We start from the raw sequence: 26,004 nt of genomic DNA on the forward strand, positions 1-26,004 counted from the left end.
GCTCATCGTGCAACCCGTCAAGGATGACACACCGCTGTGCGACACCCTCGACCGGGGGGTGGGTAACGGGGCCGCCCCCGGGGGGACGGTCCCGTCACGTCACGCGTTGATCTTGGTGACCTGGCCGGCGCCCACGGTGCGGCCACCCTCACGGATGGCGAACTGCAGGCCCTCCTCCATGGCGATCGGCTGGATCAGCTGAACGCTCATGGTGGTGTTGTCACCCGGCATGACCATCTCGGTGCCCTGCGGGAGGGTCACGACGCCGGTCACGTCGGTCGTCCGGAAGTAGAACTGCGGACGGTAGTTGTTGAAGAACGGGGTGTGACGGCCACCCTCGTCCTTGCCCAGGATGTACACCTGGCCCTCGAACTCGGTGTGCGGGGTGATCGAACCCGGCTTCACGACGACCTGGCCGCGCTCCACGTCCTCACGCTTGATACCGCGCAGGAGCAGACCGACGTTCTCGCCGGCACGACCCTCGTCGAGGATCTTGCGGAACATCTCGACACCGGTGACGGTGGTCGAGGTCTTGTTCGGCCGGATGCCGACGATGTCGACGGTCTCGTTGACCTTGACGATGCCGCGCTCGATACGGCCGGTGACGACCGTGCCGCGACCGGTGATCGTGAAGACGTCCTCGACGGGCATGAGGAACGGCTTCTCGATGTCGCGCTCGGGCTCGGGGATGGCCTCGTCGACCGCGTCCATGAGCTCGACGATGGCCTCGGCCCACTTGTCGTCGCCCTCGAGCGCCTTCAGCGCCGAGACGCGCACGATCGGGAGGTCGTCGCCCGGGTAGTCCTGAGCCGACAGCAGCTCGCGGACCTCCATCTCGACGAGCTCCATGATCTCCTCGTCGTCGACCATGTCCGCCTTGTTCAGGGCGACGACGATGTAGGGCACGCCGACCTGACGCGCGAGCAGCACGTGCTCACGGGTCTGGGGCATCGGGCCGTCGGTCGCGGCGACCACCAGGATCGCGCCGTCCATCTGGGCGGCACCGGTGATCATGTTCTTCACGTAGTCGGCGTGCCCGGGGCAGTCGACGTGCGCGTAGTGCCGCTTCTCGGTCTGGTACTCGACGTGCGCGATCGAGATCGTGATACCGCGCTGACGCTCTTCCGGCGCCTTGTCGATCATGTCGAACGCCGACGCCTCGTTGAGGGTCGGGAACTTGTCGTGCAGAACCTTGGTGATGGCCGCCGTCAGCGTGGTCTTGCCGTGGTCGATGTGACCGATGGTGCCGATGTTGACGTGCGGCTTGGTCCGCTCGAACTTCGCCTTCGCCACTGCTGGGTCCTCCTGGACTCGTGTCTGTACTCCGCCGTGCTGACGGCAGGTCTGTGGGTGTCGGGTGGTGCGGGCCGCGGACCTTACCGATCCGCGGACCGCACCCTCCGAGCAGGTCGGGCACTGGGGCCCGCCCCGGGGAGCTCTTACTCGCCCGTGGCCTTCGCGATGATCTCCTTCGCCACGTTCGCCGGAACCTCGGCGTAGGAGTCGAAGACCATCGTGTAGTTCGCCCGGCCCTGGGTCCGCGACCGCAGGTCGCCGACGTAGCCGAACATCTCGGACAGCGGCACGGTCGCCTTCACGACACGGGCACCGGCCCGCTCCTCCATGGCCTGGATCTGGCCGCGGCGGGAGTTCAGGTCCCCGATGACGTCACCCATGTAGTCCTCGGGCGTCATCACCTCGACGGCCATCATCGGCTCGAGGATGGCGGGGCTCGCCTTGCGGGCCGCCTCCTTGAACGCCATCGAACCGGCGACCTTGAAGGCCATCTCCGAGGAGTCGACCTCGTGGTACTGACCGTCCAGCAGCGTGAGCTTCACACCGACGACGGGGTAGCCGGCCTGGATGCCGTACTGCATGGCGTCCTGGGCACCGGCGTCGACCGACGGGATGTACTCCCGCGGGACACGGCCACCGGTGACCTTGTTCTCGAACTCGTACAGCGCACCGTCACCGCTGGTGAGCGGCTCGAGCTTGATGATGACGCGGGCGAACTGGCCCGAACCACCGGTCTGCTTCTTGTGCGTGTACTCGAACTTCTCGACGGCCTTCTTGATGGTCTCCCGGTAGGCCACCTGCGGCTTACCGATGTTGGCCTCGACCTTGTAGTCGGACTTCATCCGGTTGACCAGCACCTCGAGGTGCAGCTCGCCCATACCGGCGATGATGGTCTGGCCGGTCTCGTCGTCCAGGGAGACCTGGAACGTCGGGTCCTCCTCCGCCAGCTTCTGGATCGCCAGCGAGAGCTTCTCCTGGTCCGCCTTCGACTTGGGCTCGACGGCGACCTGGATGACCGGGTCCGGGAAGGTCATCGACTCGAGGACGATCGGATTCTGCGGGTCGCAGAGCGTGTCGCCGGTGGTCGTGTCCTTCAGACCGATGACCGCGTAGATGTGGCCGGCCACGGCCTCGTCGACCGGGTTCTCCTTGTTGGAGTGCATCTGGAAGAGCTTCCCGATGCGCTCCTTCCGGTCCTTGGTCGAGTTGATGACCTGGGCGCCGGCGGCGACCTGACCCGAGTACACCCGGATGTAGGTCAGCTTGCCGAAGAACGGGTGCGCGGCGATCTTGAAGGCGAGGGCCGAGAACGGCTCGTCCTTCGACGGCTTGCGGCTCGCCGGCGTCTCACCGTCGGTGAGGAAACCCTCGACCGGCGGCACGTCGTACGGCGACGGCAGGTAGTCGATCACTGCGTCCAGCATCGGCTGGACACCCTTGTTCTTGAAGGCCGAGCCGCAGAGGACCGGGTAGGCGGCGCGGTTGGTCACCAGCGCGCGGACACCGGTCTTGATCTGCTCGGTCGTCAGGTCCTCGCCACCGAGGTAGAGCTCCATGAGCTCGTCGTCGGTCTCGGCGACGGCCTCGACGAGCGCCGTGCGGTACTCCTCGGCCTTGGCCTGGAGGTCCGCCGGGATCTCCTCGACGGTGTAGTCCTCGCCCTTGGCGACCTCGCCGCGCCAGGTGAGCGCGCGCATCTCGACCAGGTCGATGACGCCGATGAAGTCGTTCTCGGAGCCGATCGGGATCTGCAGCGGCAGCGGGGTCGCGTTCAGGCGGTCCTTGATCGTCTGAACGGTGAAGTAGAAGTCCGCGCCCAGCTTGTCCATCTTGTTGACGAAGCAGATGCGGGGGACGTCGTACTTGGTGGCCTGCCGCCAGACCTGCTCGGACTGCGGCTCGACCCCCTCCTTGCCGTCGAAGACCGCGACCGCGCCGTCGAGCACCCGCAGGGACCGCTCCACCTCGACGGTGAAGTCGACGTGCCCGGGGGTGTCGATGATGTTGATCTGGTGGTTCTTCCAGAAGCAGGTCGTCGCGGCCGACGTGATCGTGATGCCGCGCTTCTGCTCCTCCTCCATCCAGTCCATGGTGGCGGCGCCGTCGTGCACCTCGCCGAGCTTGTAGTTGATCCCCGTGTAGTACAGGATCCGCTCGGTCGTGGTCGTCTTACCGGCGTCGATGTGGGCCATGATGCCGATGTTGCGGACCTTGGTGAGGTCCGTCAGCACGTCCTGTGCTGCCACTGCTCAGCTCTCCCTGGATCGCGAGTTGGCGCCCGACGGTCGGCCGGTCACCAGCGGTAGTGGGCGAAGGCGCGGTTCGACTCCGCCATCTTGTGCATGTCCTCGCGCCGCTTGACGCTGGCGCCGAGGCCGTTGCTGGCGTCGAGCAGCTCGTTCATGAGGCGCTCGACCATGGTCTTCTCACGGCGCTGGCCGGAGTAGGTGACCAGCCAACGCAGCCCCAGGGTGGTCTGCCGGACGGCACGGACCTCGACGGGGACCTGGTAGGTCGCGCCACCGACGCGGCGGCTGCGGACCTCGAGGGCCGGCTTCACGTTGTCGAGAGCGCGCTTCAGCGTGACGACCGGGTCGGTGCCGGTCTTGTCACGGGTGCCCTCGAGGGCGGCGTAGACGATGCGCTCGGCGAGCGACCGCTTTCCGTCCTTGAGGACCTTGTTCACCAGCTGGGTGACCAGCGGCGAGCCGTAGACCGGGTCCGAGACCAGCGGACGCTTCGGGGCGGGGCCCTTGCGGGGCATCAGCTCTTCTCCTTCTTCGCGCCGTAGCGGCTGCGGGACTGCTTGCGGTTCTTCACGCCCTGGGTGTCCAGCGACCCACGGATGACCTTGTAGCGCACGCCGGGGAGGTCCTTCACACGACCACCGCGCACGAGCACGATGCTGTGCTCCTGCAGGTTGTGGCCCTCACCGGGGATGTACGCGGTGACCTCGATGCCGCTGGACAGGCGCACACGGGCGACCTTGCGCAGCGCCGAGTTCGGCTTCTTGGGCGTGGTGGTGTACACGCGGGTGCAGACCCCGCGGCGCTGGGGGCTTCCCTTCAGCGCGGCGGTCTTGGTCTTGGAGACCTTGTCCTCGCGGCCCTTGCGGACCAGCTGCTGGATCGTGGGCATGAACCGTCTACTTCTTCCCGTCGACGTGGCTCGACTGTCTCGCTCGCCGTGACACTGGTGATCGTGGTTCGGTGTCCCGGGCTCCGGGCGCCGGCGTGGCTGCCGGCTCTCACCGGACTCCGCCACCGTCGCGCCGGACCCCGAGGTCGGGCGTGTCGTCCCGGGCACGCTCGGGGCCGGAAGGGCCCCGCGGAGGCTGTCGGGACGTCCGGCGTGCCCTGCTCCGGGCGCAACCACAGATCTGAGGGTCGGAACCAACGGATCGGTGCACACCACGGGACACGCGGACCTGCCCGACCGGAGCCGAGCACAAGACATGAGAATACCCGGCCCTCTTCGACACGGTCAAAGCGGGTCCGTTCCGGGCGTTCGCCTCGGACCTGCCTTCGGGGTCATCGGGGGCTTCGATGATCCTCGGATCCCCCGGGACGACGCCCCGGAGGAGACCTGTGGTGACCCGACGATGCCGCACGACGCCGTCACTGGCAAGCGGACTCACCCGCTCGTCGCAGATCGACGGCCGCTCGTCGCGGTCGGATCGGTGGTGGGCGATGACTGCGCCCCAGTGGGATCCGCCGTGTCGATCACGGTGCGGATCGCCCTGCGGACGGTGGCGACGGAGGTACGGTTACGGTCCGGTATGCACCTGCCGACGGCCGTCAACCGCCTCGCCACGCGCGCGCTCATCGCGCCCTTGCTCTCCCCGACACTACCCGTCGCCCTACGGCGGCGTGGACTCGACCTCGTCGGGGCGTCGCTCCCGCTCCCCCGCGGCACCCGCCGGGACCTCGGGACGCTCGGCGGGGTGCCCACCGCGGTCGTCGCACCGTCCGGACCGCTGGCCCCGCACCGGGTGCTCTACCTGCACGGCGGCGGGTATCTCGTGGGGTCCTCGTCGTCGCACCGGCCGCTGCTCGCCGGGCTCGCGCACGCCACCGGCAGCGCGGTCCTCGCGCCGCACTACCGGCTCGCTCCGGAGCACCCGTTCCCGGCCGCCCTCGACGACGCCCACGCCGCCTGGACCGCCCTGCGGGCCGTGGGGATCCCGGCCCGGCACATCGCGGTGGCCGGCGACTCCGCGGGCGGCGGACTGACCATGTCGCTGCTGCTGCGGCTGCGCGCGGCCGGCGAGGACCTCCCGGGATCGATCGGGCTGATCTCGCCCTGGCTGGACCTGTCCTGCACCGCGGACTCGCTCACCCGCAACGTCGCCTCCGACGCGATGCTGGACCCGTCGTGGCTGCCCGACGCCGTCGCCGACTACGCCGGCCCGCACACCGGTGCCCCCGAGCTCCTGCCGCTCGACGCGGACCTGGCCGGGCTGCCGCCGATGCACGTCGTCGCCGGTGCCGACGAGATCCTGGTCGACGACGCCGACGCGCTCGTCCAGCGCGCCCGCGCGGCCGGGACACCGGTCACCTACGAACGCGCGCCCGGGATGTGGCACGCCTTCCCGACGCTGGCCGGGCTGCTGGCGGAGGCCGACGCCTCGCTGCGCACCCTGGGCCCGGCCCTGCGGGCGGACTGCCTGCGCTGAGGCCCGCTCCCCCGGGCGGCCCCGGAACGCACGAACAGGGCCGGGCACCGCCACGGGAGAGCGGTGTCCGGCCCCGTCCGGGACCTGTCCGGTCACGGTCCGGACCCACCGTCGTGGGTCCGGACCGGACGGCTACCTCAGCGGTAGTCGCGACCGAAGTCGTAGTCGTCCAGCGGCACCGCGGCACCGGTGCCCGTGCCGAAGACGTCCGGGCTGTAGTAGCCGTCGTCGTAGCTCGGCAGCGCGTAGGCGGCCGCGCGGGCCTCCTCGGTCGGCTGGACCTGGATGTTGCGGTACCGGTTGATGCCGGTACCGGCCGGGATCAGCTTACCGATGATCACGTTCTCCTTGAGCCCGACGAGCTTGTCGCGCTTCCCGTTGATCGCGGCATCGGTGAGGATGCGGGTGGTCTCCTGGAACGAGGCCGCGGACAGCCACGACTCCGTCGCCAGCGAGGCCTTGGTGATCCCCATCAGGACCGGGCGGCCGGACGCGGGCTCGAGGCCCTCGGCGACGACCCGGCGGTTCTCGGACTCGAACTCGCCCCGCTCGGCCAGTGCGCCGGGCAGGAACTCGGTCGCACCCGAGTCGATGATCGTGACCCGGCGCAGCATCTGCCGGACGATGACCTCGATGTGCTTGTCGTGGATGTCCACGCTCTGCGTGCGGTACACCTTCTGCACCTCACGCACGAGGTGCAGCTGCACCTCACGCGGGCCCATGACACGCAGCACCTCGTGCGGGTCCGCCATGCCCTCGAGGAGCAGCTGGCCGACCGTCACGTGGTCGCCGTCGGAGAGCGGACGCTCGGTGCCGTCGACGGTGGTCATCCCGAGCCACTGCCGCTTGGACAGCTTCTCGTAGACGATCTCCTCGCCGCCGTCGTCCGGGATCAGCGTGATCTTCCAGAACCGGTCGCCGTCCTCGATGCGGATGCGGCCGTCGACGTCGGCGATCGGCGCCTTACCGCGCGGGACCCGGGCCTCGAACAGCTCGGTGACACGCGGCAGACCGGTCGTGATGTCGTCACCCGCGACGCCACCCTGCTTGAACGTACGCATCGTCAGCTGGGTGCCGGGCTCACCGATGGACTGCGCGGCGACGATGCCGACCGCCTCGCCGACGTCCACCAGCTTGCCGGTGGCCATCGAGCGGCCGTAGCACATGCCGCAGATACCGGTGGCCGAGGCGCAGGTCAGCGCGGAGCGGACCCGGACCGTCTTGACGCCGGCCGCGACGAGCGCGTCGAGCACGGCGTCGCCGAGGTCGTCGCCCTTGCGGACCAGCACGGTGCCGTCCGCCGCGGTGATCTCCTCGCCGGAGGTCCGGGCGTACACCGAGGTGCGCAGGTAACGGTGCGGGATGAACCGACCGTCGCTCGTCTCCTCGGTGACCGCCATCGGGATGGCGCGCTCGGTGCCGCAGTCGACCTCGCGGACGATGACGTCCTGCGACACGTCGACCAGACGACGGGTCAGGTACCCGGAGTCCGCGGTCCGCAGCGCGGTGTCCGCCAGACCCTTACGGGTGCCGTGCGTGGAGATGAAGTACTCCAGCACCGACAGTCCCTCGCGGTACGAGGCCTTGATCGGACGCGGGATGAACTCGCCCTTGGGGTTCGCGACCAGACCCTTCATGCCCGCCAGCTGGCGGATCTGGGTCATGTTGCCCGCGGCCCCGGACTGCACGATCGTCGGGATCGGGTTGTCCTCGGGGAAGTTCTGCTCCATCGCCTTGGCGACCTCCTCGGTCGCCCGGCTCCAGATCTTGACCATCTCGTCGTTGCGCTCCTGGTGCGACAGGGCACCACGCTGGTAGCGCTTGTTGATCTGGTCGGCCTTCGCCTCGTACTCCTCGAGGATGCCCGCCTTGGCCGGCGGGACCAGCACGTCCGCGATCGAGATCGTGACGCCGGAGCGCGTGGCCCAGTAGAAGCCCGCGTCCTTCAGCCGGTCCAGGACCTGCGCGACCTCGGTCATCGAGTAGCGCTCGGCCAGCTCGTTGACGATCGTGGCCTGGCGCTTCTTCGGCAGCGGCTCGTTGACGAACGGGTAGTCCGCCGGCAGGAGCTCGTTGAACAGCACCCGCCCGAGCGTGGTCTCCGCGGTCCAGACGCCCTCCTCGGTCACGGTCTCGGCGTCCGTGCCCGGGGTCGGGGTGACCTGCGGGAGCCGGATCTTGATCGGCGCCTGCAGGTGGAGGACCTTGCGGTCGTAGGCCATGATCGCCTCGGCCGCGGAGCCGTAGTGGTTCCCGGCGCCGTGGGCCTCCTCGCGGAGACGGGTCAGGTGGTACAGACCCGTGACCATGTCCAGACGCGGCATCGCCAGCGGGCGACCCGACGCCGGGGACAGGATGTTGTTCGACGACAGCATCAGCACGCGGGCCTCGGACTGCGCCTCGGCCGACAGCGGCAGGTGCACCGCCATCTGGTCACCGTCGAAGTCCGCGTTGAACGCCTCGCAGACCAGCGGGTGCAGCTGGATGGCCTTGCCCTCCACCAGCTGCGGCTCGAAGGCCTGGATGCCGAGACGGTGCAGCGTGGGCGCACGGTTCAGCAGCACGGGGTGCTCGGAGATGACCTCCTCGAGCACGTCCCACACCTGCGAGCGGCCGCGCTCGACCATCCGCTTGGCGGACTTGATGTTCTGCGCGTGGTTGAGGTCCACCAGGCGCTTCATCACGAACGGCTTGAACAGCTCCAGCGCCATCTGCTTGGGCAGACCGCACTGGTGCAGCTTCAGCTGCGGGCCGACGACGATGACCGAACGGCCCGAGTAGTCGACGCGCTTGCCGAGCAGGTTCTGGCGGAACCGGCCCTGCTTGCCCTTCAGCAGGTCCGACAGCGACTTGAGCGGGCGGTTGCCCGGCCCGGTCACCGGCCGGCCGCGACGGCCGTTGTCGAACAGCGCGTCGACGGACTCCTGGAGCATCCGCTTCTCGTTGTTGACGATGATCTCGGGAGCGCCGAGGTCGATCAGTCGCTTGAGGCGGTTGTTCCGGTTGATGACCCGGCGGTACAGGTCGTTCAGGTCCGAGGTCGCGAAGCGGCCACCGTCGAGCTGCACCATCGGGCGCAGGTCCGGCGGGATGACCGGGACGCAGTCGAGCACCATGCCCATCGGCGAGTTGCCGGTGGTCTGGAACGCCGCGACGACCTTCAGGCGCTTGAGCGCACGCAGCTTCTTCTGGCCCTTGCCGGACCGGATGATCTCGCGCAGCTTCTCGGCCTCGGCCGGGATGTCGAAGTTCTCCAGCAGCTTCTGGATCGCCTCGGCACCCATGGCGCCGGTGAAGTAGTCGCCGTAGCGGTCGTAGAGCTCGCGGTAGATGGACTCGTCCGCGATGAGCTGCTGGACGTCGAGCTTGGTGAACGTCGTCCAGATCTCGTCGAGCCGGTCCAGCTCGCGCTGGGCACGGTCGCGCAGCTGGCGCATCTCGCGCTCGCCGCCGTCCTTGACCTTGCGGCGGACGTCGCCCTTGGCGCCCTCGGCCTCGAGCTCGGCGATGTCGGCCTCGAGCTTCTGGGCGCGGGCCTCGAGGTCGGCGTCGCGGGTCTGCTCGACCCGGCGGCGCTCCACGCTCATCTCGTTCTCGAGCGTGGACATGTCGTTGTGCCGCAGCTCGGTGTTCACCGAGGTGATCACGTACGCCGCGAAGTAGATGATCTTCTCGAGGTCCTTGGGGGCCAGGTCGAGCAGGTAGCCCAGCCGGCTCGGGACGCCCTTGAAGTACCAGATGTGCGTGACCGGGGCGGCCAGCTCGATGTGGCCCATCCGCTCACGACGCACCTTGGCGCGCGTGACCTCCACGCCGCAGCGCTCGCAGATGATGCCCTTGAACCGGACGCGCTTGTACTTGCCGCAGTAGCACTCCCAGTCCCGGGTCGGACCGAAGATCTTCTCGCAGAAGAGCCCGTCCTTCTCCGGCTTCAGGGTGCGGTAGTTGATGGTCTCGGGCTTCTTGACCTCACCGTGCGACCACTGGCGGATGCCCTCGGCGGTGGCCAGGCCGATGCGCAGTTCGTCGAAGAAGTTGACGTCGAGCACGTATGTCCTCTGTTTCTTCGTTTAAAGGGCGGCTGGTCGGACGGGGGTCAGTTGACGACGTCGTCGACGGTCATCGACTCCGAGCCCGGGCGGCTGGACAGGTTGATGCCCAGGTTCGCCGCGGCACGCTCGAGGTCCTCGTCGTCGGCGTCCCGCATCTCGATCGCCGCACCGTCGCTGGAGAGCACCTCGACGTTCAGGCAGAGCGACTGCAGCTCCTTGAGGAGCACCTTGAACGACTCGGGGATCCCCGGCTCCGGGATGTTCTCGCCCTTGACGATCGCCTCGTAGACCTTCACGCGGCCCACGACGTCGTCGGACTTGATCGTCAGCAGCTCCTGCAGGGTGTAGGCCGCGCCGTACGCCTGCATCGCCCAGCACTCCATCTCACCGAAGCGCTGGCCACCGAACTGCGCCTTACCGCCCAGCGGCTGCTGGGTGATCATCGAGTAGGGGCCGGTCGACCGGGCGTGGATCTTGTCGTCCACCAGGTGGGCCAGCTTCAGGATGTACATGTAGCCGACCGCGACCGGGAACGGGTACGGCTCACCGGAGCGGCCGTCGAGCAGCTGCGCCTTGCCGTCCGGACCGACCATCCGCTCGCCGTCCCGGTTGGGACGGGTCGAGCCCAGCAGGCCCGTGATCTCGTGCTCGCGCGCACCGTCGAACACCGGCGTCGCGGTGTTCGTGTCGGCGGGCACCGAGTAGAGCTCCTCGGGCATCTGCGCCGCCCACTCGGGCGTGCCCTCGATCTCCCAGCCGGACTTGGCGATCCACCCGAGGTGGGTCTCCAGGATCTGGCCGATGTTCATACGACGCGGCACACCGTGGGTGTTCAGGATGATGTCGACCGGCGTGCCGTCCGGGAGGAACGGCATGTCCTCCTGCGGGAGGATCTTGCCGATGACGCCCTTGTTGCCGTGCCGGCCGGCGAGCTTGTCGCCGTCGGAGATCTTGCGCTTCTGGGCCACGTAGACGCGGACCAGCTCGTTGACGCCCGGGGCCAGCTCGTCGTCGTCGTCGCGGGAGAAGACCCGGATGCCGATGACCTTGCCGTTCTCGCCGTGCGGGACCTTCAGCGAGGTGTCGCGGACCTCGCGCGCCTTCTCACCGAAGATCGCGCGGAGCAGGCGCTCCTCCGGGGTCAGCTCGGTCTCGCCCTTGGGGGTGACCTTGCCGACCAGGATGTCGCCGGGCTGGACCTCGGCGCCGATCCGGATGATGCCGCGCTCGTCGAGGTCGGCCAGCACGTCCTCGGAGACGTTCGGGATGTCCCGGGTGATCTCCTCGGCGCCCAGCTTCGTGTCGCGCGCGTCGATCTCGTGCTCCTCGATGTGGATCGAGGTGAGCACGTCGTCCTGCACGAGGCGCTGCGACAGGATGATCGCGTCCTCGTAGTTGTGGCCCTCCCACGGCATGATCGCCACGAGCAGGTTCTTGCCCAGCGCCATCTCACCGTTCTCGGTGCAGGGACCGTCGGCGAGCACCTGGCCCACCTCGACCCGCTGCCCCTCGTCCACGATGGGCTTCTGGTTGTTGCAGGTGCCCTGGTTCGAGCGGCGGAACTTGTTCAGACGGTAGGTCTGACGCTGCCCCTCGTCGTCCATGACGGTGATGTAGTCGGCGCACAGCTCCTCGACGACACCGGCGGACTCGGCGGTGACGACGTCACCGGCGTCGACGGCGGCACGCAGCTCCATGCCGGTACCGACTAGCGGCGACTCCGAGCGCAGCAGCGGCACCGACTGGCGCTGCATGTTCGCGCCCATCAGCGCGCGGTTCGCGTCGTCGTGCTCGAGGAACGGGATCATCGCCGTCGCGACCGACACCATCTGGCGCGGCGAGACGTCGATGTACTCGACGCCCGAGGGCGAGATCAGGTCGACCTCGCCGCCCTTGCGGCGGACCAGGATCCGGTCCTCGGCGAACGAGCCGTCGGAGTTGAGGCGGGCGTTCGCCTGGGCGACGACGAAGCGGTCCTCCTCGTCGGCGGTCAGGTAGTCGATCTGGGAGGTGACGACACCCTCGACGACCTTGCGGTACGGCGTCTCGATGAAGCCGAACGGGTTGACCCGCGCGAAGGACGCCAGCGAGCCGATCAGACCGATGTTCGGCCCCTCGGGGGTCTCGATCGGGCACATGCGGCCGTAGTGCGACGGGTGGACGTCGCGGACCTCCATGCCGGCACGCTCACGGGACAGACCGCCCGGGCCGAGCGCCGACAGGCGGCGCTTGTGGGTCAGTCCGGCCAGCGGGTTGTGCTGGTCCATGAACTGCGACAGCTGCGAGGTGCCGAAGAACTCCCGGATCGCGGCCGTGATCGGCCGGGTGTTGATCAGGGTCTGCGGCGTGATGGCCTCGACGTCCTGGGTGGTCATCCGCTCGCGGACGACCCGCTCGGTGCGGGACAGACCGACCCGGACCTGGTTCTGGATCAGCTCGCCGACGGTGCGCAGGCGCCGGTTGCCGAAGTGGTCGATGTCGTCGGTCTCGACCGGGATCTCCCGCGCGGAGTCACCGGAGCCCACGGCCATCGTGGTCTCGCCGGCGTGCAGCCGGACGAGGTACTCGATGGTGGTGGCGACATCCTCCTCGGTCAGCGTGCCGACCGAGTTCTCGATGTCGAGGCCGAGCTTCTTGTTGGCCTTGTAGCGACCGACCTTGGCCATATCGTAGCGCTTGTCCTTGAAGAACAGGTTCTCCAGGAGCGCCTGGGCCGACTCGCGCGTCGGCGGCTCGCCGGGGCGCAGCTTGCGGTAGATGTCGAGCAGCGCCTCGTCCTGGCCCGCGGTGTTGTCCTTCTCGAGCGTCGTCATGATCGTCTCGGAGAACCCGAAACGCTCACCGATCTGCTCGGCGGTCCACCCCAGGGCCTTCAGCAGCACGGTGACCGGCTGACGGCGCTTGCGGTCGATGCGGACACCGACGGTGTCGCGCTTGTCGACGTCGAACTCCAGCCACGCACCCCGGCTCGGGATGATCTTGACCGAGTAGACGTCCTTCTCGGTCGTCTTGTCGATCGCGTGGTCGAAGTAGACACCCGGCGAACGGACGAGCTGCGACACGACGACGCGCTCGGTGCCGTTGATGATGAAGGTGCCCTTGTCGGTCATGACGGGGAACTCGCCCATGAAGACCGTCTGGGACTTGATCTCACCGGTGGTGTTGTTCGTGAACTCCGCCGTCACGAACAGCGGGGCACCGTAGGTCATGTCCTTGTCCCGGCACTCCTCGACGGAGGCCTTGACCTCGTCGAAGCGGGGGTCGGAGAAGGACAGCGACATCGAGCCCGAGAAGTCCTCGATCGGCGAGATCTCGGTGAGGATCTCCTCCAGACCGCTCACCGGGAGATCGTCACCGGCCTCGATCCGGCGCTGGAACCAGGCCTCGCTGCCGACCAGCCACTCGTAGGACTGGATCTGCAGGTCGAGGAGGTCGGGGACCTCCAGCGGCTGGGCGATCTTCGCGAAGGTGACCCGGGTGGGTGCGCCGGGGTAGTTCGGGTTCGCCGAAGCGGAGAGGGTCGAGGTGGTCGCGGCGGCGCGGGAGACAGCCAAGATGCGTCCTTCCGAGAACTGCGCTTCTCGTCTGGCGTGCGCCGGTGGCGGGCGCTACCGTCTCCCTCGATCCGATCGGGGTCCCCCCGGATCGAGAAGCCGGTAGCCGGCCACGTCGCACGCCGTCTGTTGTCGGGCACTGACGGACGAACGAACCCCCGCACCCACATCCGCCGAACCCTCTCCGGCGGCCGACGGATCGGTCCGGAAGTCTTCCCCGGTCATGAGCGCGTGAGCCTGGACGCAGACAGCGCAAAGAATGACTATAGACGCTGCGAGCGCAGCTGTCGAGACCGGTCGCCGATTCCAGCATTCAGGCAACCACCGTTGCCCAAGAGTGACCTGCACGCCGCACCGAGTCAAGTCCCACTTCGTCGACGAGCGGTCATCCTGCCGGGACGACCGGTCCACCGACGCCCGTTCGGGTCGCTCCGCGTGACGGTTGCCATGGTGTCGTCGGGTCGCCGACGATCGGTCACGGGTCGGTCACGGCCGACGCGACGACAGGACGACGACGTCCGACGGCCGTCACCGAGCCCGGCCCACCTGCTCCCGCGAGCTCGTGGAGTGGTTCCAGCGCAAGGAGATCCCGACCAGCGAGCCGCACACCGGCGTCGCGCTCCCGCTGCACTGCGCGCTGATGCGCGACCTCGGCGTCGCCCTCACCGAGATCACCTGGCCCGACGAGCTCACCGGCGCCTTCGCCGCCGGGCTGCTCGCCGGCGGGTTCACCGCGGACGAGCGGGTCGCGACGTACCCGCGGAACGTGCCGCAGCTCGTCCTCGGCCTGGTCGGCACGTGGAAGGCGGGAGGACACGATCGACGCGGGCGCCTACACGGAGTGGCCGCGCGAGGTGGACGACGTCCTCCCTGACCCCGGAACGACGACGGGGCGCCGACCCGGTGGGTCGGCGCCCCGTCGTGCGAGCGGTGCTCAGGTCACTTGAGCGAGACCTTGGCGCCGGCCTCCTCGAGCTTCGTCTTGGCGGCCTCGGCGGCCTCCTTGGCGACACCCTCGAGCAGCGGCTTCGGCGCGGACTCGACGAGGTCCTTCGCCTCCTTCAGGCCCAGGCCCGAGACGACCTCACGGACGACCTTGATGACCTGGATCTTCTTCTCACCGGCGGCCTCGAGGACGACGTCGAACTCGTCCTTCTCCTCCTCGGCGGGGGCGGCACCGGCGGCGGGGGCACCCGCGGCGGCGACGGCGACCGGGGCGGCCGCGGTGACCTCGAAGGTCTCCTCGAACTTCTTCACGAAGTCCGAGAGCTCGAGCAGGGTGAGCTCCTTGAAGGCGTCGAGCAGCTCGTCGGTGGACAGCTTCGCCATGGTGGCGGTCCTTTCTCTACGAAAGACAGATGGGGGTGGTGATCAGCTCTCGGCGGAGTCGCCGTCGGCCTCGGCCGGAGCGGCGGACTCGCCGGACTCGGCCTTCTTGTCGGCCAGCGCCTGTGCGAGGCGGGCGACCTGCGACGCCGGGGCGTTGAACAGCCCGGCGGCCTTGGACAGGTTGGCCTTCATCGCGCCGGCCAGCTTGGCCAGCAGGACCTCGCGGGTCTCGAGGTCCGCCAGCTGCTCGACCTCGGCGGTGGACAGGGCGCGCCCGTCCATGTACCCGCCCTTGATCGTCAGACCGGGGTTGTCCTTCGCGAACTGCTTGATCGCCTTCGCGGCCTCGACGGGCTCACCCTTGATGAAGGTGATGGCCGTCGGGCCGGCGAGCAGGTCGTCCAGGCCCTGGACCCCGGCCTCCGCCGCCGCGCGCTTGACCAGGGTGTTCTTCGCGACGCGGAAGTTCGCGCCCGCACCCAGGTCCCGGCGCAGCTGGGTCAGCTTGGCGACGCTGAGCCCGCGGTACTCGGTCACGACCGAGGCGTCCGACTCGCGGAAGCGGTTGGTGATCTCCTCGACCGCTGCGACCTTCTCAGGTGCTGCCATCGCTGCCCTCCTCTCGGGGGTCGGTCTCGTGCACGTGGGACGTGCTTGGGGGTGCCACCGACGCAGTTCCCACTCCGACCCCGGAGACGACGAACGCCCCGTGCGCAGCAGCACGGGGCGTCGGAAGTTCGTTGGGGCGCTCGCGCGCCCGGTGTCGCCTCGTCCTCCTGCGCGGGCCGTCCGGACGTTCCCGGAACCTTCGTACGCCCTTCGGGAAGGACGCGGACCTGCGGTCTTCGGTGGATCGGCTATGACCATACTCCTCGCCGTACCCCCGGTTCACCCGGGGGTACGGCGAGCCGGGGCCTGCTCAGGCCGGCGTCATCGCGGAGATCTTCCAGCGGCCGTCGACGAACTGGGCGTCGACCCGCAGCCGGGCCGCCGCGGCGCCCTCCTGCGGGGCGCCGCCGTCGGCCTGGCGGCGGATGACCTGGTTGACGAAGGCGTAGACGGTCGCGCGGTCGCCGTCGATGCTCGCCACGGCGAGCTTCGGGATCGTCGCGGTGACCACGGCCTTCTGCTGCGGGGCGAGGTCCTTCACGCTGCCGAAGATCTTGTCGAACTCCGGCTGGAAGCCCGGGGTGATGACGCCGCGGGCGTCGTCCTCGGCCTGCTGGAGGCGGGCGTAGTCGAAGGAGTAGACCTTCGTGATCGCCTCGCCGACCTGCTCGCTGACCTGCGCGGTGGTGCCGACGTCGGTGAGCGCGGTGTTCGACGACGACCCGGTGGCGCTCGTGCGGTACCACTCGGCGCCGAAGAACGCGGCGGCCGCGACGAGCAGCACCGTGACGGCGAGCAGCAGCCCGGTCGCGCGGCGGGTCGTCGGGGCGGACAGGAACGACCGGCGGCGCGGGGTGCCGTCGGTCTCGGCCGGGGCGCCGTCGTCGTCGGCCGTACCGGGGGCGTCGGTGCGCCGGGCGTCGCCGGAGCGGACCGGTGCGGCGGCCGGGACCGCGTCGGCGGAGCGCTCGTCGAGGGCGACACCGCCGGTGCCGGTCTCCTCCTCGTCGGGCTCGTCGGCGCGGGTGCGCGGGCGGCCCGCGACCTGGGGCCTGCGGATGCCGCCCGCGGGGCGGCGGCGGGGGGTGGACATGCGGTGACCTCCTGGGGTGGTCGACCTGGGAGCGGGGCGGTGCGGGGCACCGCCGGGGGCCGGGGGTCGGGCCGGAGGGTCAGCCCGTACCCGGGGTGACCAGCGGTTCCAGTGCGTCGACCTTCCAGCCGTCGTCGGTGCGGACCATGCCGAGCTCGATGCGCTGGCGGGTCACGGCGGGCTGACCGCCCTCGGGCGTGACGGTCACGTCGACGCCGGCGAGCACCCGGGCGGTCCCGGCGCGCGGGTCGACCTCGGTCACCGCGGCGTCGGTGACGGTCGCGGCGGTGGTGCGCTTCTGGTCGGTGACCAGCTTGGCGTAGGCGTCGCGGTTGGACACGAACTCGTCGCGGACCGACCCGGTCGAGGACTGGATCCACAGATCCAGGCCCTTCTGGGCGTCCTCGTGGTCCAGGGTGTTCAGGTTGATCACGGCCTGGCGGGCGTCACGGAGCGCCTCGTCGCGGGCCTGGGCGACCTGGGTGGCGTCGCTGTTCAGCGCGAACAGCCACAGGACGCCCAGCACGAGCGCGAGCACCGCCGCGACGACGGCGGCCACGGGCAGCGCCCTGGCGAGCGGTCCGGGCGGGGCCTGGCCGTCCGGGCCGGTGGCAGGCTCCGCGGGCGCGGCACCGTCGGGGGTGTCGGCCGTCGGGTCGGCCTTCGTGTCGGCGTCGGAGCCGGCAACGTCGGTGTTCATCGGGGAGCGTTCCTCCTCCCGGCTGCGGGGGCACAGCCGCTCGGCGACCGCACCGGGCGGCCGTGGGCCGGCCGTGGGGGTCCGCGCCGTCCGGCGGACGGCGGTCCCCCGCGGTCGTCGTGCCGGCCGGGCCCGGGTGTGGCCCGGCCGTCGGGCCGGTCGCGCCCCGGACGGGGCGCGGCCGTCGTGCTCAACCGCCCAGGATCTGGGCGAAGCTCGTCACCAGGCCCGGCGTCGCGACCCGCTCGGCGCGGTCGTCGCCGAGCGACCCGGCGTTGGGCCGCGGGGCCGGTCCGTCGGCGGTGTCGCCGCCGTGGTGACCGTCACCGTGGCCGCCGAACCCCGAGTCGCCGGAGTAGTCCGGCACCTCGAGCGGCTGGGGCCTCGGCACATTCTGCATTCCGCGCACGTTGGTGGGGCTTCCGGGGGGCTCGGTGCAGCGGGCGTCCTCGTTCACCGGTCGCTCGGAGACGTCCAGGCCACCGCGGTTGGGCGTGCCCTCGTAGCCGCGGGTGCAGACCGGCGGGTCGGCGATGTTGACGACCAGGCCGAGGTGCGCCGTCCCGTCACCGGGCACGACCTTCGGCGCGACGGCCACCAGACCGGGGTAGGTCACGAGCAGCTGGCGCAGGCCCGCCTGGCGCGGGGCCAGCAGCTCGGTCACCGTCCGGAGGTTCGCGACCGACTCGCCGAGCCCGGGGCCGCTCTCCCGGAGCAGGCCGCTGACCTGGTCGCCCAGGCGCGGGCCGTCGTCGACGATCCGGCGCAGGTCCGGGTCGGACTCCTTGAGCTGCTCGGTGACCTCGCGCAGGCCGCGGCTGAACTCCCGGAACTGCGGGGCCACCTCGTTCTGCGTGGTGAGCACCGGCCGGGCGTCGCGGATCAGCGCGGTCGTCTGCGGCAGCGCGTCGGTGGCGGCCCGGGTGAACTCCCCGGTGGTGTCGAGCAGCTGCTGCAGCGGCTGCGCGGTGCCCTCGAAGCCCTGGCCGAGCTCGCGGACGACGGTCTGCAGCGAGTCCTTCGGCACCGTCGAGACGAGCTGGTCCAGCTCGGTCAGGAAGGTGTTGATCTGGACCGGGGTCCGGGTGCGGTCCTGGGGGATGACCGAGCCGGAGGCGAGCGCCTCGCCGCCGTCGGCCACCGGCTGGAGGTCGACGTACTGCTCACCGATCGGCGAGAGATTCCCGACGACGGCCCGGGCGTCGGCCGGGATGGACGGCGCGGAGTTCTCGATGTCGAGCTGGACGTCGACGCCGCGGGCGGTCAGCGACAGCTGCCCGACCCGGCCGACGCTCACGCCGCGGTAGGTGACGTCGGCGCCGCTGAAGATCCCGCCGGAGTCGGCGAGCTCCACCGTGACCGGGTAGGTCGTCGCCCCGAAGATGCGGTCGAGGCCCGCGTAGCGGAAGCCCGCGTAGCCGACCGCCACGACGGTGACGAGCACCAACGCGGTCAGCTGCCAGCGGACGGTCTTGGTGATCACGATCCGCCTCCGAAGAGTCCGCCGAGCAGGCCGCCGCCACCGGAGCCCTGCTCCGGCGTCGGGCTCGGTGCCGGCGTCGCCGACGGTGCCGGGGTGGCCGGTGCGGTGCCCGAGGCCGGCGGCGCCGGCGCGGTGGTGGGCTGCTCGGTCCCGAGCAGCGGCAGCGCGGGCGCACCCGGGACCGCCGGGTCCGGCTGCCGCGGCGTCGCGCCGAGCAGCGGCGTCAGCAGCTGCGCGGTGGGCGGCAGCTGGGCCAGCTGCGTCGGGTCGAGCGGCAGCCCGAGCTGGTTGGAGTTGAGGATGTTGCGCAGGATCGAACCGAGGTCCAGGTCCACATTGACGTAGAGGTTGGCGTAGTCGCCGGCGACGGCGTCGGTGGCCGCGTCGGTGAACGGGATCGACAGCAGCAGCTGCAGCGAGTCCGGCAGGTTCTGGCCGGAGTCGGCCAGGTTCCGCAGCACCGGGCGCAGCGCCTCCAGGTCGGCGAGCAGGTCGTCACGGGACCGGTTGACGACGTTCGTCGCGACACCGGACAGTCGGTCGAGCGCCTGCAGCATGCCGACCAGCTGGGTGCGCTGGGACTCGAGCTCGCGCAGGCCGGGGCTGATGTTCTGCAGGGCGTTCTCGATCTGCGGGCGACGCTCGGCGAGCGTGGCCGACAGGCGGTTGAGCCCGTCGAGCGCCCGGTTGATGTCGTCCTTGGAGCTGTCGAGCGAGCCGACGAGCCGGTCGAGGTTGTCCAGCAGCGCCCGCACCTGCGGCTCGCGCCCGGACAGCGCGTTGTTCAGCTCGGTGGAGATGGTCCGGATCTGGGCCACGCCGCCGCCGTTGAGCAGCAGCGACAGGGCCCCGAGGACCTCCTCGACCTCGGCCGCACGCCCGCTGGCCTGCAGCCCGATCCTCCCGCTCCGCGCGAGGTCGCCCTCGGCGGGAACGGTCGGCCGGGACAGCTCGACGAACTTCTCACCGAGCAGCGAGGTCGTGCGGACCCGCGCGGTGGCGTTGGCCGGGAGCGTGACGTCGCGGTTCACCGCGACGGTGACCAGCGCGTTCCACGACCCCGGCTCGACGGCGACGGTCTCGACCGCGCCGACCGGCACGTCACCGACGCGCACGATCGACTGCGGGACGAGGTCGACGACGTCGGCGAACTCGATCTGCACCGAGTACGGGTCGTCCCCCAGGTTCGCGCCACCGGGCAGCGGGATGCCCCGGAGGCCGCCGTCCACCGCGCCGCAGCCGCCCGCGACCAGGGCCACGGCCGTCAGCAGCGCCGACACCCGGCCGACACGGCCGCTGGAGCCGATCACGATCCACCTCCGAACAGGCCGAACAGTCCGCCGCCCCCGCGCTCCTCGGTCTCGGGGACCGGGGTGGGAGTGGCCTGCGGGGCCGTCGTGGTCGACGGCGCCGGGGTGGCCGGGGTGGCCGGGGTGGCGGTGGCACCCGGTGCGGGCCGCCCACCGGGGGCGGGAGCCTGCGGGTCGGCCGGGGCGCGCAGCTGCGAGCCCGGGTCGGTCAGCGACAGCGGCGAGCCCGGCATCAGCTGGGGCACCGCCGGGTTGACCCCGGAGCCGCCGGCCTGGAGCTGCTCGAGCACCTGCTGCGGGGTCGGCAGCGGCACGGCGCCGTCGAGGATCGGGGCCAGGCCGTCGCACAGCGCGGCGGTGGGCTGGTCCAGGCCGCCCGGGATCCGGTCCGCGCCGCGGCGGAGGATCTCGCAGATCGCGACCGGCAGCGGGTAGGCCAGCTCGTTGATGTTGGCCCGGGTGTCGAGGGTCTCCGAGGAGCCGTTGTAGATGTTGGTGAGGTTGCCCAGCGCCGCCGGGGCGACGTCGGCGATCTCGGACAGCGCCCGCTGGTGGTCGACGACCTCCTGCGAGACGCTCGCGAGCTCGTCCACGTTCGACCGGAGCGTCGACCGGTTGTCCTGCACGAAGTCCGCGACCTCGCCGAGCGCGTGGGACAGCTGGTTGAGCGCCCCGCCGAGCTCGCCGCGCTGGCTCGCGAGGAAGCCGGTCACGTCGGCCAGCTTCCCGTTGAGCTCGCGGATGCCGGGGTCGTTCTCCCGCAGCGTCCCGACGAACTTCTGCAGCTCGGTGATGGTGCCGAACAGGTCACCGCTGGACCCGTTCAGCGTCGCCGAGAGTCCGCCGAGGTTGCGGATGGTGTCGCCCAGCGCGCGGCCGTTGCCGTCGAGGTTCTTCGCGGTGACGTCCAGGACGTCGCCCAGCGCGCCGTCGGAGTTCGCCCCCTGCGGGCCGAGCGCCCGGGAGAGCTCGGTCGCGGTCCGGGTGAGGTCGTCGACGCCGAGCGGGAACGCGGTGCGCTCCAGCGGGATCGGCTCGCCGTTCCACTCCGGGCCGCCGGTCCACACCGGGGTCAGCTGCACGTAGCGGCCGGTGACCAGGCTCGGCGAGACGACGGCGGCCTTGACGTCGGCGGGCAGGCGCACCTCGTCGTCGGTGATGGTCATGTCGACCCGCACCCGGTCGCCCTCCGGCGTGATCCGGTCGATCTTGCCGACCGGGACGCCGAGCACCCGCACGTCGTTGTCCCGGAACAGCGCGGCGGAGCTGGTGAAGTAGGCGGTGACCTGACGGCCGCCACCGGAGGTGATCAGCCAGATCGCGCTCGCCACCAGGACGGCGACGACGGCGATCAGGGCACCGAACTGGATCTGGCGCCGGTCGTTGGCCCAGGACCCCATCAGCAGTCACCCCCGAGCGGCACGACCGGCGGCAGCAGGCCGCACAGGTAGTTGTCGAACCAACGGCCGTTGCCGAGGGCGTTGCCGAACACGCGGACGAACACCGCTTCCTTGTCGAGGACCTCGCCGAGGTTGTCGCGGTTCTCCTCGAGCACCGCCAGCACGCGGTCGAGGGTCTCCAGGGCCGGGCGCAGCTGCGCCTGGTTGTCGGCGACGAGGCCGCGCAGCTGGATCGACAGGCGCTGCACGCCGTCGAGCAGGTTCGCGATCGCGTCCTTGCGACGCTGCAGCTCACCGAGCAGCAGGTTGCCGTCGTTCACCAGCTTCACGACGTCGCCGCGGCGGTCGGCCAGCGTGGTCGACAGCTGCCGGGTGTTGGCGAGCAGCTTCTTCAGCTCGCCGTCACGGCTCGAGATCGTGTTCGACAGGCGGGACAGCCCGTCCAGGGCTCCGCGGATCTCCGGCGGGGTGTCGCGGAAGGTGTCCGAGAGCGTGGTGAGGCTCGACGCGAGCTGCGTGGTGTCGAGCTGGTCGATCGTGCCGGAGAGGCCGTTGAAGGCGTCGACGACGTCGAACGGGGACTTGGTCCGGTCCCGGCCGATCGGCTCGTCGGGGTTCTGCTCGCCGTCGCCGCGCGGGTCGAGGGCGAGGAACTTGGAGCCGAGCAGCGTCGCGATCTCGATCGACGCCGTGGTCCGGTTGCCGACCCAGGCGTCCTCGACGGTGAACTCGACCTTCACGTGGTCGCCGTCGAGGGAGACCTTCTGCACCCGGCCCGCCTCGACGCCGGCCACGGTGACGCGGTCGTCGGCCTGCAGGCCCGCCGCCTCGGGGAACTCCGCGGTGTAGCGGGTGGCCCCGGAGAAGATCGCCTCGTAGTTGAACGCGGCCAGTGTCAGCGCCGCGATCAGCACGAGTCCGATCACCGCCGTCAGGACGGGGCGCTTCTGCCCTGCCTGTGCCATCAGTTGCCTCCCGGCTGCAGCGCTGCGGTCGGGTCGCTGCTGGAGTCGACCGGGCCGCGGCCGGCCGCCTGGTCCAGCAGGCCGCCGACCGACTCGGTGGTCGGCTCACGCATCAACGGGTTGTCCTGGGCGCGGTTGTCCGCGGGGTCGCCGGGCTGCGAGCCGTCGGTCGGGACGGTGTTGCCCGCCCCGATCCCGGACGGGTCCGCGCCGCAGCGCCGCTCGGGGTTGCGGATCGGGCCGAGGCCCAGGTCCTGCAGCGAGGTCGGCTGCAGGATCGGCGAGATGCCGATCTGGCCGTCGAGGCCGCAGAGGTAGAAGTTGAACCAGCTGCCGTAGGAGCCGACGCGGGCGATCCGGTTCAGCTTGAACGGCGTGTACTGCAGGAACCGCTCGATCGCGGGGCGGCCCTGGTCGAGCTGGGTCGCGAGGTCGCCGAGGTTGCGGATGTCGTCGCGCAGCGGCGGGCGGGCGTCCTCCAGGAACGACCCGGTGACCTGGGTCAGCTCGCCGATGGACTGGATCGCGTTGCCGATCGGCTCGCGGTCCTGGGCCAGCCCGGACACCAGCGCCTGCAGCGAGCTGATCAGCTCGTTGAGGCCCTCGTCGTTGCGGTTGACGGTGTCGAGGGTCAGGTTCAGGTTGTCGATGACCTGGCCGATGACCTGGTCGCGGTCGGCGATCGAGTTGGTCAGCGACGACGTCGAGGCCAGCAGGCTCTGCACCGTGCCGCCCTCGCCCTGCAGGACCTGGACGATCTCCATCGACAGCTTGTTGATCTGGTCCGGGTCCAGGCCCTGGAACAGCGGCTGGAAGCCGTTGAACAGCACGGTCAGGTTGACCGCGGGGCGGGTCCGGTCGATCGGGATCTGACCGCCGGCGGGGAGGTCCTCCCCGGTCGGGCCCGCGCCCTGGTCCAGCGCCATGTACCGCTGGCCGATGAGGTTCTTGTACTTCAGGGTCGCGCTGACCGTCGCCGGCAGCGGGGTGGACGAGTCGACGTCGAACGCCACCTCGGCGACCCGCCGGTCGACGATGCGGACGTCCTTGATCGACCCGACGACGACGCCGGCGATGCGGACGTCGTCGCCGGCCAGCAGGCCGGTCGCGTCGGTGAACCGGGCGGTGTACTCGGTGACCTGGCCGCCGCGGGCGTTCGCGATGGTCAGGCCGAGCAGCGTGGTGCCCATCGCCGTGATCAGCGCGAAGACCAGGAACTTGACCAGCGCCGAGATCGGGAGCCTGCTCACGTCAGCGTCACCTCCGTGCCGCGCAGGAGCGGGCCGACCATCGTGCTGCTCCAGGCCGGCACGGCCTGCGGGGACCCGCCCTGGTGGGCGGCCAGCAGCTGCGCGACGACCTCCTGCTCGCCGGCGGAGTTCGCGACGCCCATGTCGACCGAGCCGCTCCGGTGCGCCCCGTCGTAGGACGACGGCTGGATGCCCGCCTGGCCGAGCGCGGTGGTCAGCGGGGGCAGCACGCCCGCGCCGTTCTGCGCGCTCTGGTCCTGGATCAGGTCGAAGCTGGTCGTGCCGTCGTAGGTGCCGAAGGTGTCGACCCCGAATTCCTCGGGGTCGCCCATCGGCTGTCCGGCCGGGGCCGGGCCGGGGACGGAACCGTCGCGGAACGGACCGTCCGGCGGGTACTGGGTGCCGGTCGGCACCGGGATCGGGTAGCAGCGCGGCCCGCGGTCGTCGCCGTAGCGCGGCTCGTCCTGGTCGGGCAGGTACTTGCCCTTGCTCGCCACGATCTCGAGGGTGATGTTGACGCCCACCCGGTCGGTGCCCGGCCGGATCGCGTCGTTGATCTTCGGGATCAGTTCGACGAGCTGGCGGGTCAGGCAGGGGAACTCGGGCGAGTAGCGCGCGAGCGTCTCCAGCGTCGGCCGGCTGGCCGCCGACAGCCCGATGATGTTCTCGCCGTTCGCGTCGAGGAAGGCCCGCAGGTCGTCCGACGCACCGGTGACGGAGCGGTAGAGGTTCCGCAGCCCCTCGCGCTTCTCGACGACGGTGCGGCTGGTGACCGTCAGGTTGTCGAGCGCGTCGAGCAGGTCCGGCGCCGCCTGGTTCAGGTTGTCGGAGAACGTCGCCAGCTGGCGGATGTCCTCCTGCAGGTCGGGCACGGCCGGGTTGAGGCCCTCGACCAGCGTGTTGAGTCGGGTGAGGGTCTCGCCGAGCTGGTTGCCGCGGCCCTGCAGGGCCTGGGAGAGCGAGCCGAGGGTGGTCGCGAGGTCCTGCGGGCGGACGGTCTGCAGCAGCGGCAGGAGCTCGTCGAGCACGCGCTCGACCTCCAGCGCGGCCTGGCTGCGGTCCTCGGGGATGACGTCGCCCGCGGCGAGCCGGGCCGTCGACGGCGCGGTCGGCGGGACGAGCGACACGAACTTCTCACCGAACAGCGTCTTGGGCAGCAGCTGCGCCGTGACGTTCTCGGGGATCTGGTCGAGGTACTGCGGGTCCATCGACATGTCGATGCTGGTGTCGGTGCCGTTCGAGACGACCTTGTCGACCTGCCCGACGATCAGACCGTTGATCTTGACGTCGGAGCGCTCCTGCATCTGGGTGCCGACCCGGGCCACGCTGAGCGTGACCGGGACGCCGGAGGAGAACACCCCTGCGTACTGGGCGACGGCCAGGCCGAGCAGGACGACGATGACCGTGACGAAGGCCAGGCCCTGCAGCACACGCTTGGTGGACCTCATCCGGCCACCCGCACCGAGGTCGAGGTGCCGAACATGACCAGGGTGAGGAAGAAGTCGAGGACCGCGGTGCTGACGATCGACAGCCGCACCGCGCGTCCGACCGCGACGCCGACGCCGGCCGGGCCGCCCTTGGCGGAGTAGCCGTAGTGGCAGTGGATCAGGATGATCACCGTCGCGAACACGATCACCTTGAGATAGGACAGCAGTACGTCACTGACCGGCAGGAACAGGTCGAAGTAGTGGTCGTACGTGCCGCCCGGCAGCCCGTTGATCAGCGTGACGTTGATCCGCGAGGCGGCGTAGCTGGCGAGCAGGCCGAGCGTGTAGATCGGGATGATCGCGACGATGCCGGCGACCACCCGGGTGGTGACCAGGTAGGGCACCGAGGGCACGGCCATGACCTCGAGGGCGTCGATCTCCTCGGAGATCCGCATCGCGCCGAGCTGGGCGGTGAAACCCGCGCCGAGGGTCGCGGTCAGCGCCGAGGCGGCGACCAGCGGTGCGATCGAGCGGGTGTTGAAGTAGGCGGTGATGAAGCCGGTCAGCGCCTCGACGCCGAGCGCGTCGAGGGCCCGGAAGCCCTGCAGGCCGACCAGCGAGCCGACGAACAGCGACAGCGACGCCATGACGCCGACCGTGCCGAGGATGACGATCAGCGCGCCGGACCCGAAGGACACCTCGGCGAGCAGCCGGGCGACCTCCTTCTTGTAGCGGGTCAGCGTCTTCGGGATCCAGAGGATCGACCGGATGTAGAGCGAGAGCTGGTCGCCCAGCTCCTCGAGCTGGTTCAGCGGCGCCTGCGCGGCGCGCCTGGCACGTGTTCCCAGTGGGGTCGCCATG

Annotated in this window: 19 protein-coding genes; 2 read left to right on the forward strand and 17 right to left on the reverse strand. The window is 70.4% G+C overall.

Going from position 1 to position 26,004, the window contains the following annotated elements:
• Window positions 1-99: 99 nt before the first annotated feature.
• The 4 genes from tuf to rpsL form a co-directional block, all read right to left on the reverse strand.
• Window positions 100-1,293 carry an elongation factor Tu gene (gene tuf, locus WHI96_RS15575; RefSeq protein WP_226367635.1) on the reverse strand — a complete coding sequence of 398 codons (1,194 nt, stop codon included), beginning with the start codon at window positions 1,291-1,293 and terminating at the stop codon, window positions 100-102.
• Window positions 1,294-1,439: 146 nt separating this feature from the next.
• Window positions 1,440-3,542 carry an elongation factor G gene (gene fusA / locus WHI96_RS15580; RefSeq protein ID WP_345651797.1) on the reverse strand — a complete coding sequence of 701 codons (2,103 nt, stop codon included), beginning with the start codon at window positions 3,540-3,542 and terminating at the stop codon, window positions 1,440-1,442.
• 47 nt (window positions 3,543-3,589) lie between these two features.
• Entirely contained in the window at window positions 3,590-4,060 is a 471-nt protein-coding gene (gene rpsG / locus WHI96_RS15585) for a 30S ribosomal protein S7 (RefSeq protein WP_020622942.1), read from the reverse strand.
• Window positions 4,060-4,434, reverse strand: coding sequence for a 30S ribosomal protein S12 (gene rpsL, locus WHI96_RS15590; RefSeq protein ID WP_020622943.1), 375 nt, complete (start codon window positions 4,432-4,434; stop codon window positions 4,060-4,062). The genes rpsG and rpsL overlap by 1 nt, the downstream gene beginning before the upstream one ends.
• Before the next feature lie 640 nt (window positions 4,435-5,074).
• Here rpsL and WHI96_RS15595 point away from each other — a divergent pair.
• Entirely contained in the window at window positions 5,075-5,971 is an 897-nt protein-coding gene (locus WHI96_RS15595; protein ID WP_345651792.1) for an alpha/beta hydrolase, read from the forward strand.
• A 137-nt stretch (window positions 5,972-6,108) separates the two neighbouring features.
• On the opposite strand, the gene WHI96_RS15600 is transcribed toward WHI96_RS15595, so the two are convergent.
• Window positions 6,109-10,020: a DNA-directed RNA polymerase subunit beta' gene (locus tag WHI96_RS15600; RefSeq protein ID WP_345651789.1), complete on the reverse strand. Its 3,912-nt coding sequence runs from the start codon at window positions 10,018-10,020 to the stop codon at window positions 6,109-6,111.
• Window positions 10,021-10,067: 47 nt separating this feature from the next.
• Entirely contained in the window at window positions 10,068-13,577 is a 3,510-nt protein-coding gene (gene rpoB / locus WHI96_RS15605) for a DNA-directed RNA polymerase subunit beta (RefSeq protein ID WP_345651786.1), read from the reverse strand.
• 562 nt (window positions 13,578-14,139) lie between these two features.
• On the opposite strand from rpoB, the gene WHI96_RS15610 reads away from it, so the two are divergent.
• Window positions 14,140-14,451, forward strand: coding sequence for a hypothetical protein (locus WHI96_RS15610; protein WP_345651783.1), 312 nt, complete (start codon window positions 14,140-14,142; stop codon window positions 14,449-14,451).
• A gap of 65 nt (window positions 14,452-14,516) precedes the next feature.
• Here WHI96_RS15610 and rplL read toward each other — a convergent pair whose 3' ends face one another.
• The 11 genes from rplL to WHI96_RS15665 all read right to left on the reverse strand — a co-directional run bounded on the left by rplL (window position 14,517) and on the right by WHI96_RS15665 (window position 26,003).
• Window positions 14,517-14,906: a 50S ribosomal protein L7/L12 gene (gene rplL, locus WHI96_RS15615; protein ID WP_345651781.1), complete on the reverse strand. Its 390-nt coding sequence runs from the start codon at window positions 14,904-14,906 to the stop codon at window positions 14,517-14,519.
• 42 nt (window positions 14,907-14,948) lie between these two features.
• A complete protein-coding gene (gene rplJ / locus WHI96_RS15620) occupies window positions 14,949-15,515 on the reverse strand; it encodes a 50S ribosomal protein L10 (RefSeq protein ID WP_226353833.1) in 567 nt (188 codons plus the stop codon).
• Window positions 15,516-15,825: 310 nt separating this feature from the next.
• Window positions 15,826-16,608 (reverse strand): hypothetical protein, encoded by a 783-nt coding sequence (locus WHI96_RS15625; protein WP_345651778.1) that lies wholly within the window; start codon window positions 16,606-16,608, stop codon window positions 15,826-15,828.
• Between the two features lie 79 nt (window positions 16,609-16,687).
• Window positions 16,688-17,308, reverse strand: a complete 621-nt coding sequence (locus WHI96_RS15630; RefSeq protein ID WP_345651777.1) for an Rv1363c family protein — start codon at window positions 17,306-17,308, stop codon at window positions 16,688-16,690.
• Between the two features lie 190 nt (window positions 17,309-17,498).
• Window positions 17,499-18,791: an MCE family protein gene (locus WHI96_RS15635; protein WP_345651774.1), complete on the reverse strand. Its 1,293-nt coding sequence runs from the start codon at window positions 18,789-18,791 to the stop codon at window positions 17,499-17,501.
• The gene (locus tag WHI96_RS15640) at window positions 18,788-20,101 is read right to left on the reverse strand and encodes an MCE family protein (RefSeq protein WP_345651772.1); all 1,314 of its coding nucleotides are present in this window, start codon (window positions 20,099-20,101) and stop codon (window positions 18,788-18,790) included. Before WHI96_RS15640 ends, WHI96_RS15635 begins: the two co-directional genes overlap by 4 nt.
• Window positions 20,098-21,501, reverse strand: a complete 1,404-nt coding sequence (locus tag WHI96_RS15645) for an MCE family protein (RefSeq protein WP_345651769.1) — start codon at window positions 21,499-21,501, stop codon at window positions 20,098-20,100. The genes WHI96_RS15640 and WHI96_RS15645 overlap by 4 nt, the downstream gene beginning before the upstream one ends.
• Entirely contained in the window at window positions 21,501-22,466 is a 966-nt protein-coding gene (locus WHI96_RS15650; RefSeq protein WP_345651766.1) for an MCE family protein, read from the reverse strand. Before WHI96_RS15650 ends, WHI96_RS15645 begins: the two co-directional genes overlap by 1 nt.
• Complete coding sequence (locus WHI96_RS15655) at window positions 22,466-23,716, reverse strand: MCE family protein (protein ID WP_425571698.1); 1,251 nt, start codon at window positions 23,714-23,716, stop codon at window positions 22,466-22,468. The genes WHI96_RS15650 and WHI96_RS15655 overlap by 1 nt, the downstream gene beginning before the upstream one ends.
• Window positions 23,713-25,164, reverse strand: coding sequence for an MCE family protein (locus WHI96_RS15660; RefSeq protein WP_345651763.1), 1,452 nt, complete (start codon window positions 25,162-25,164; stop codon window positions 23,713-23,715). The genes WHI96_RS15655 and WHI96_RS15660 overlap by 4 nt, the downstream gene beginning before the upstream one ends.
• Window positions 25,161-26,003: an MlaE family ABC transporter permease gene (locus tag WHI96_RS15665; protein WP_226353840.1), complete on the reverse strand. Its 843-nt coding sequence runs from the start codon at window positions 26,001-26,003 to the stop codon at window positions 25,161-25,163. The genes WHI96_RS15660 and WHI96_RS15665 overlap by 4 nt, the downstream gene beginning before the upstream one ends.
• Between the last annotated feature and the right edge of the window lies 1 nt (window position 26,004).

The organism is Pseudonocardia tropica, from assembly GCF_040105315.1.
In the GTDB taxonomy this organism is placed as follows: domain Bacteria; phylum Actinomycetota; class Actinomycetes; order Mycobacteriales; family Pseudonocardiaceae; genus Pseudonocardia; species Pseudonocardia alni.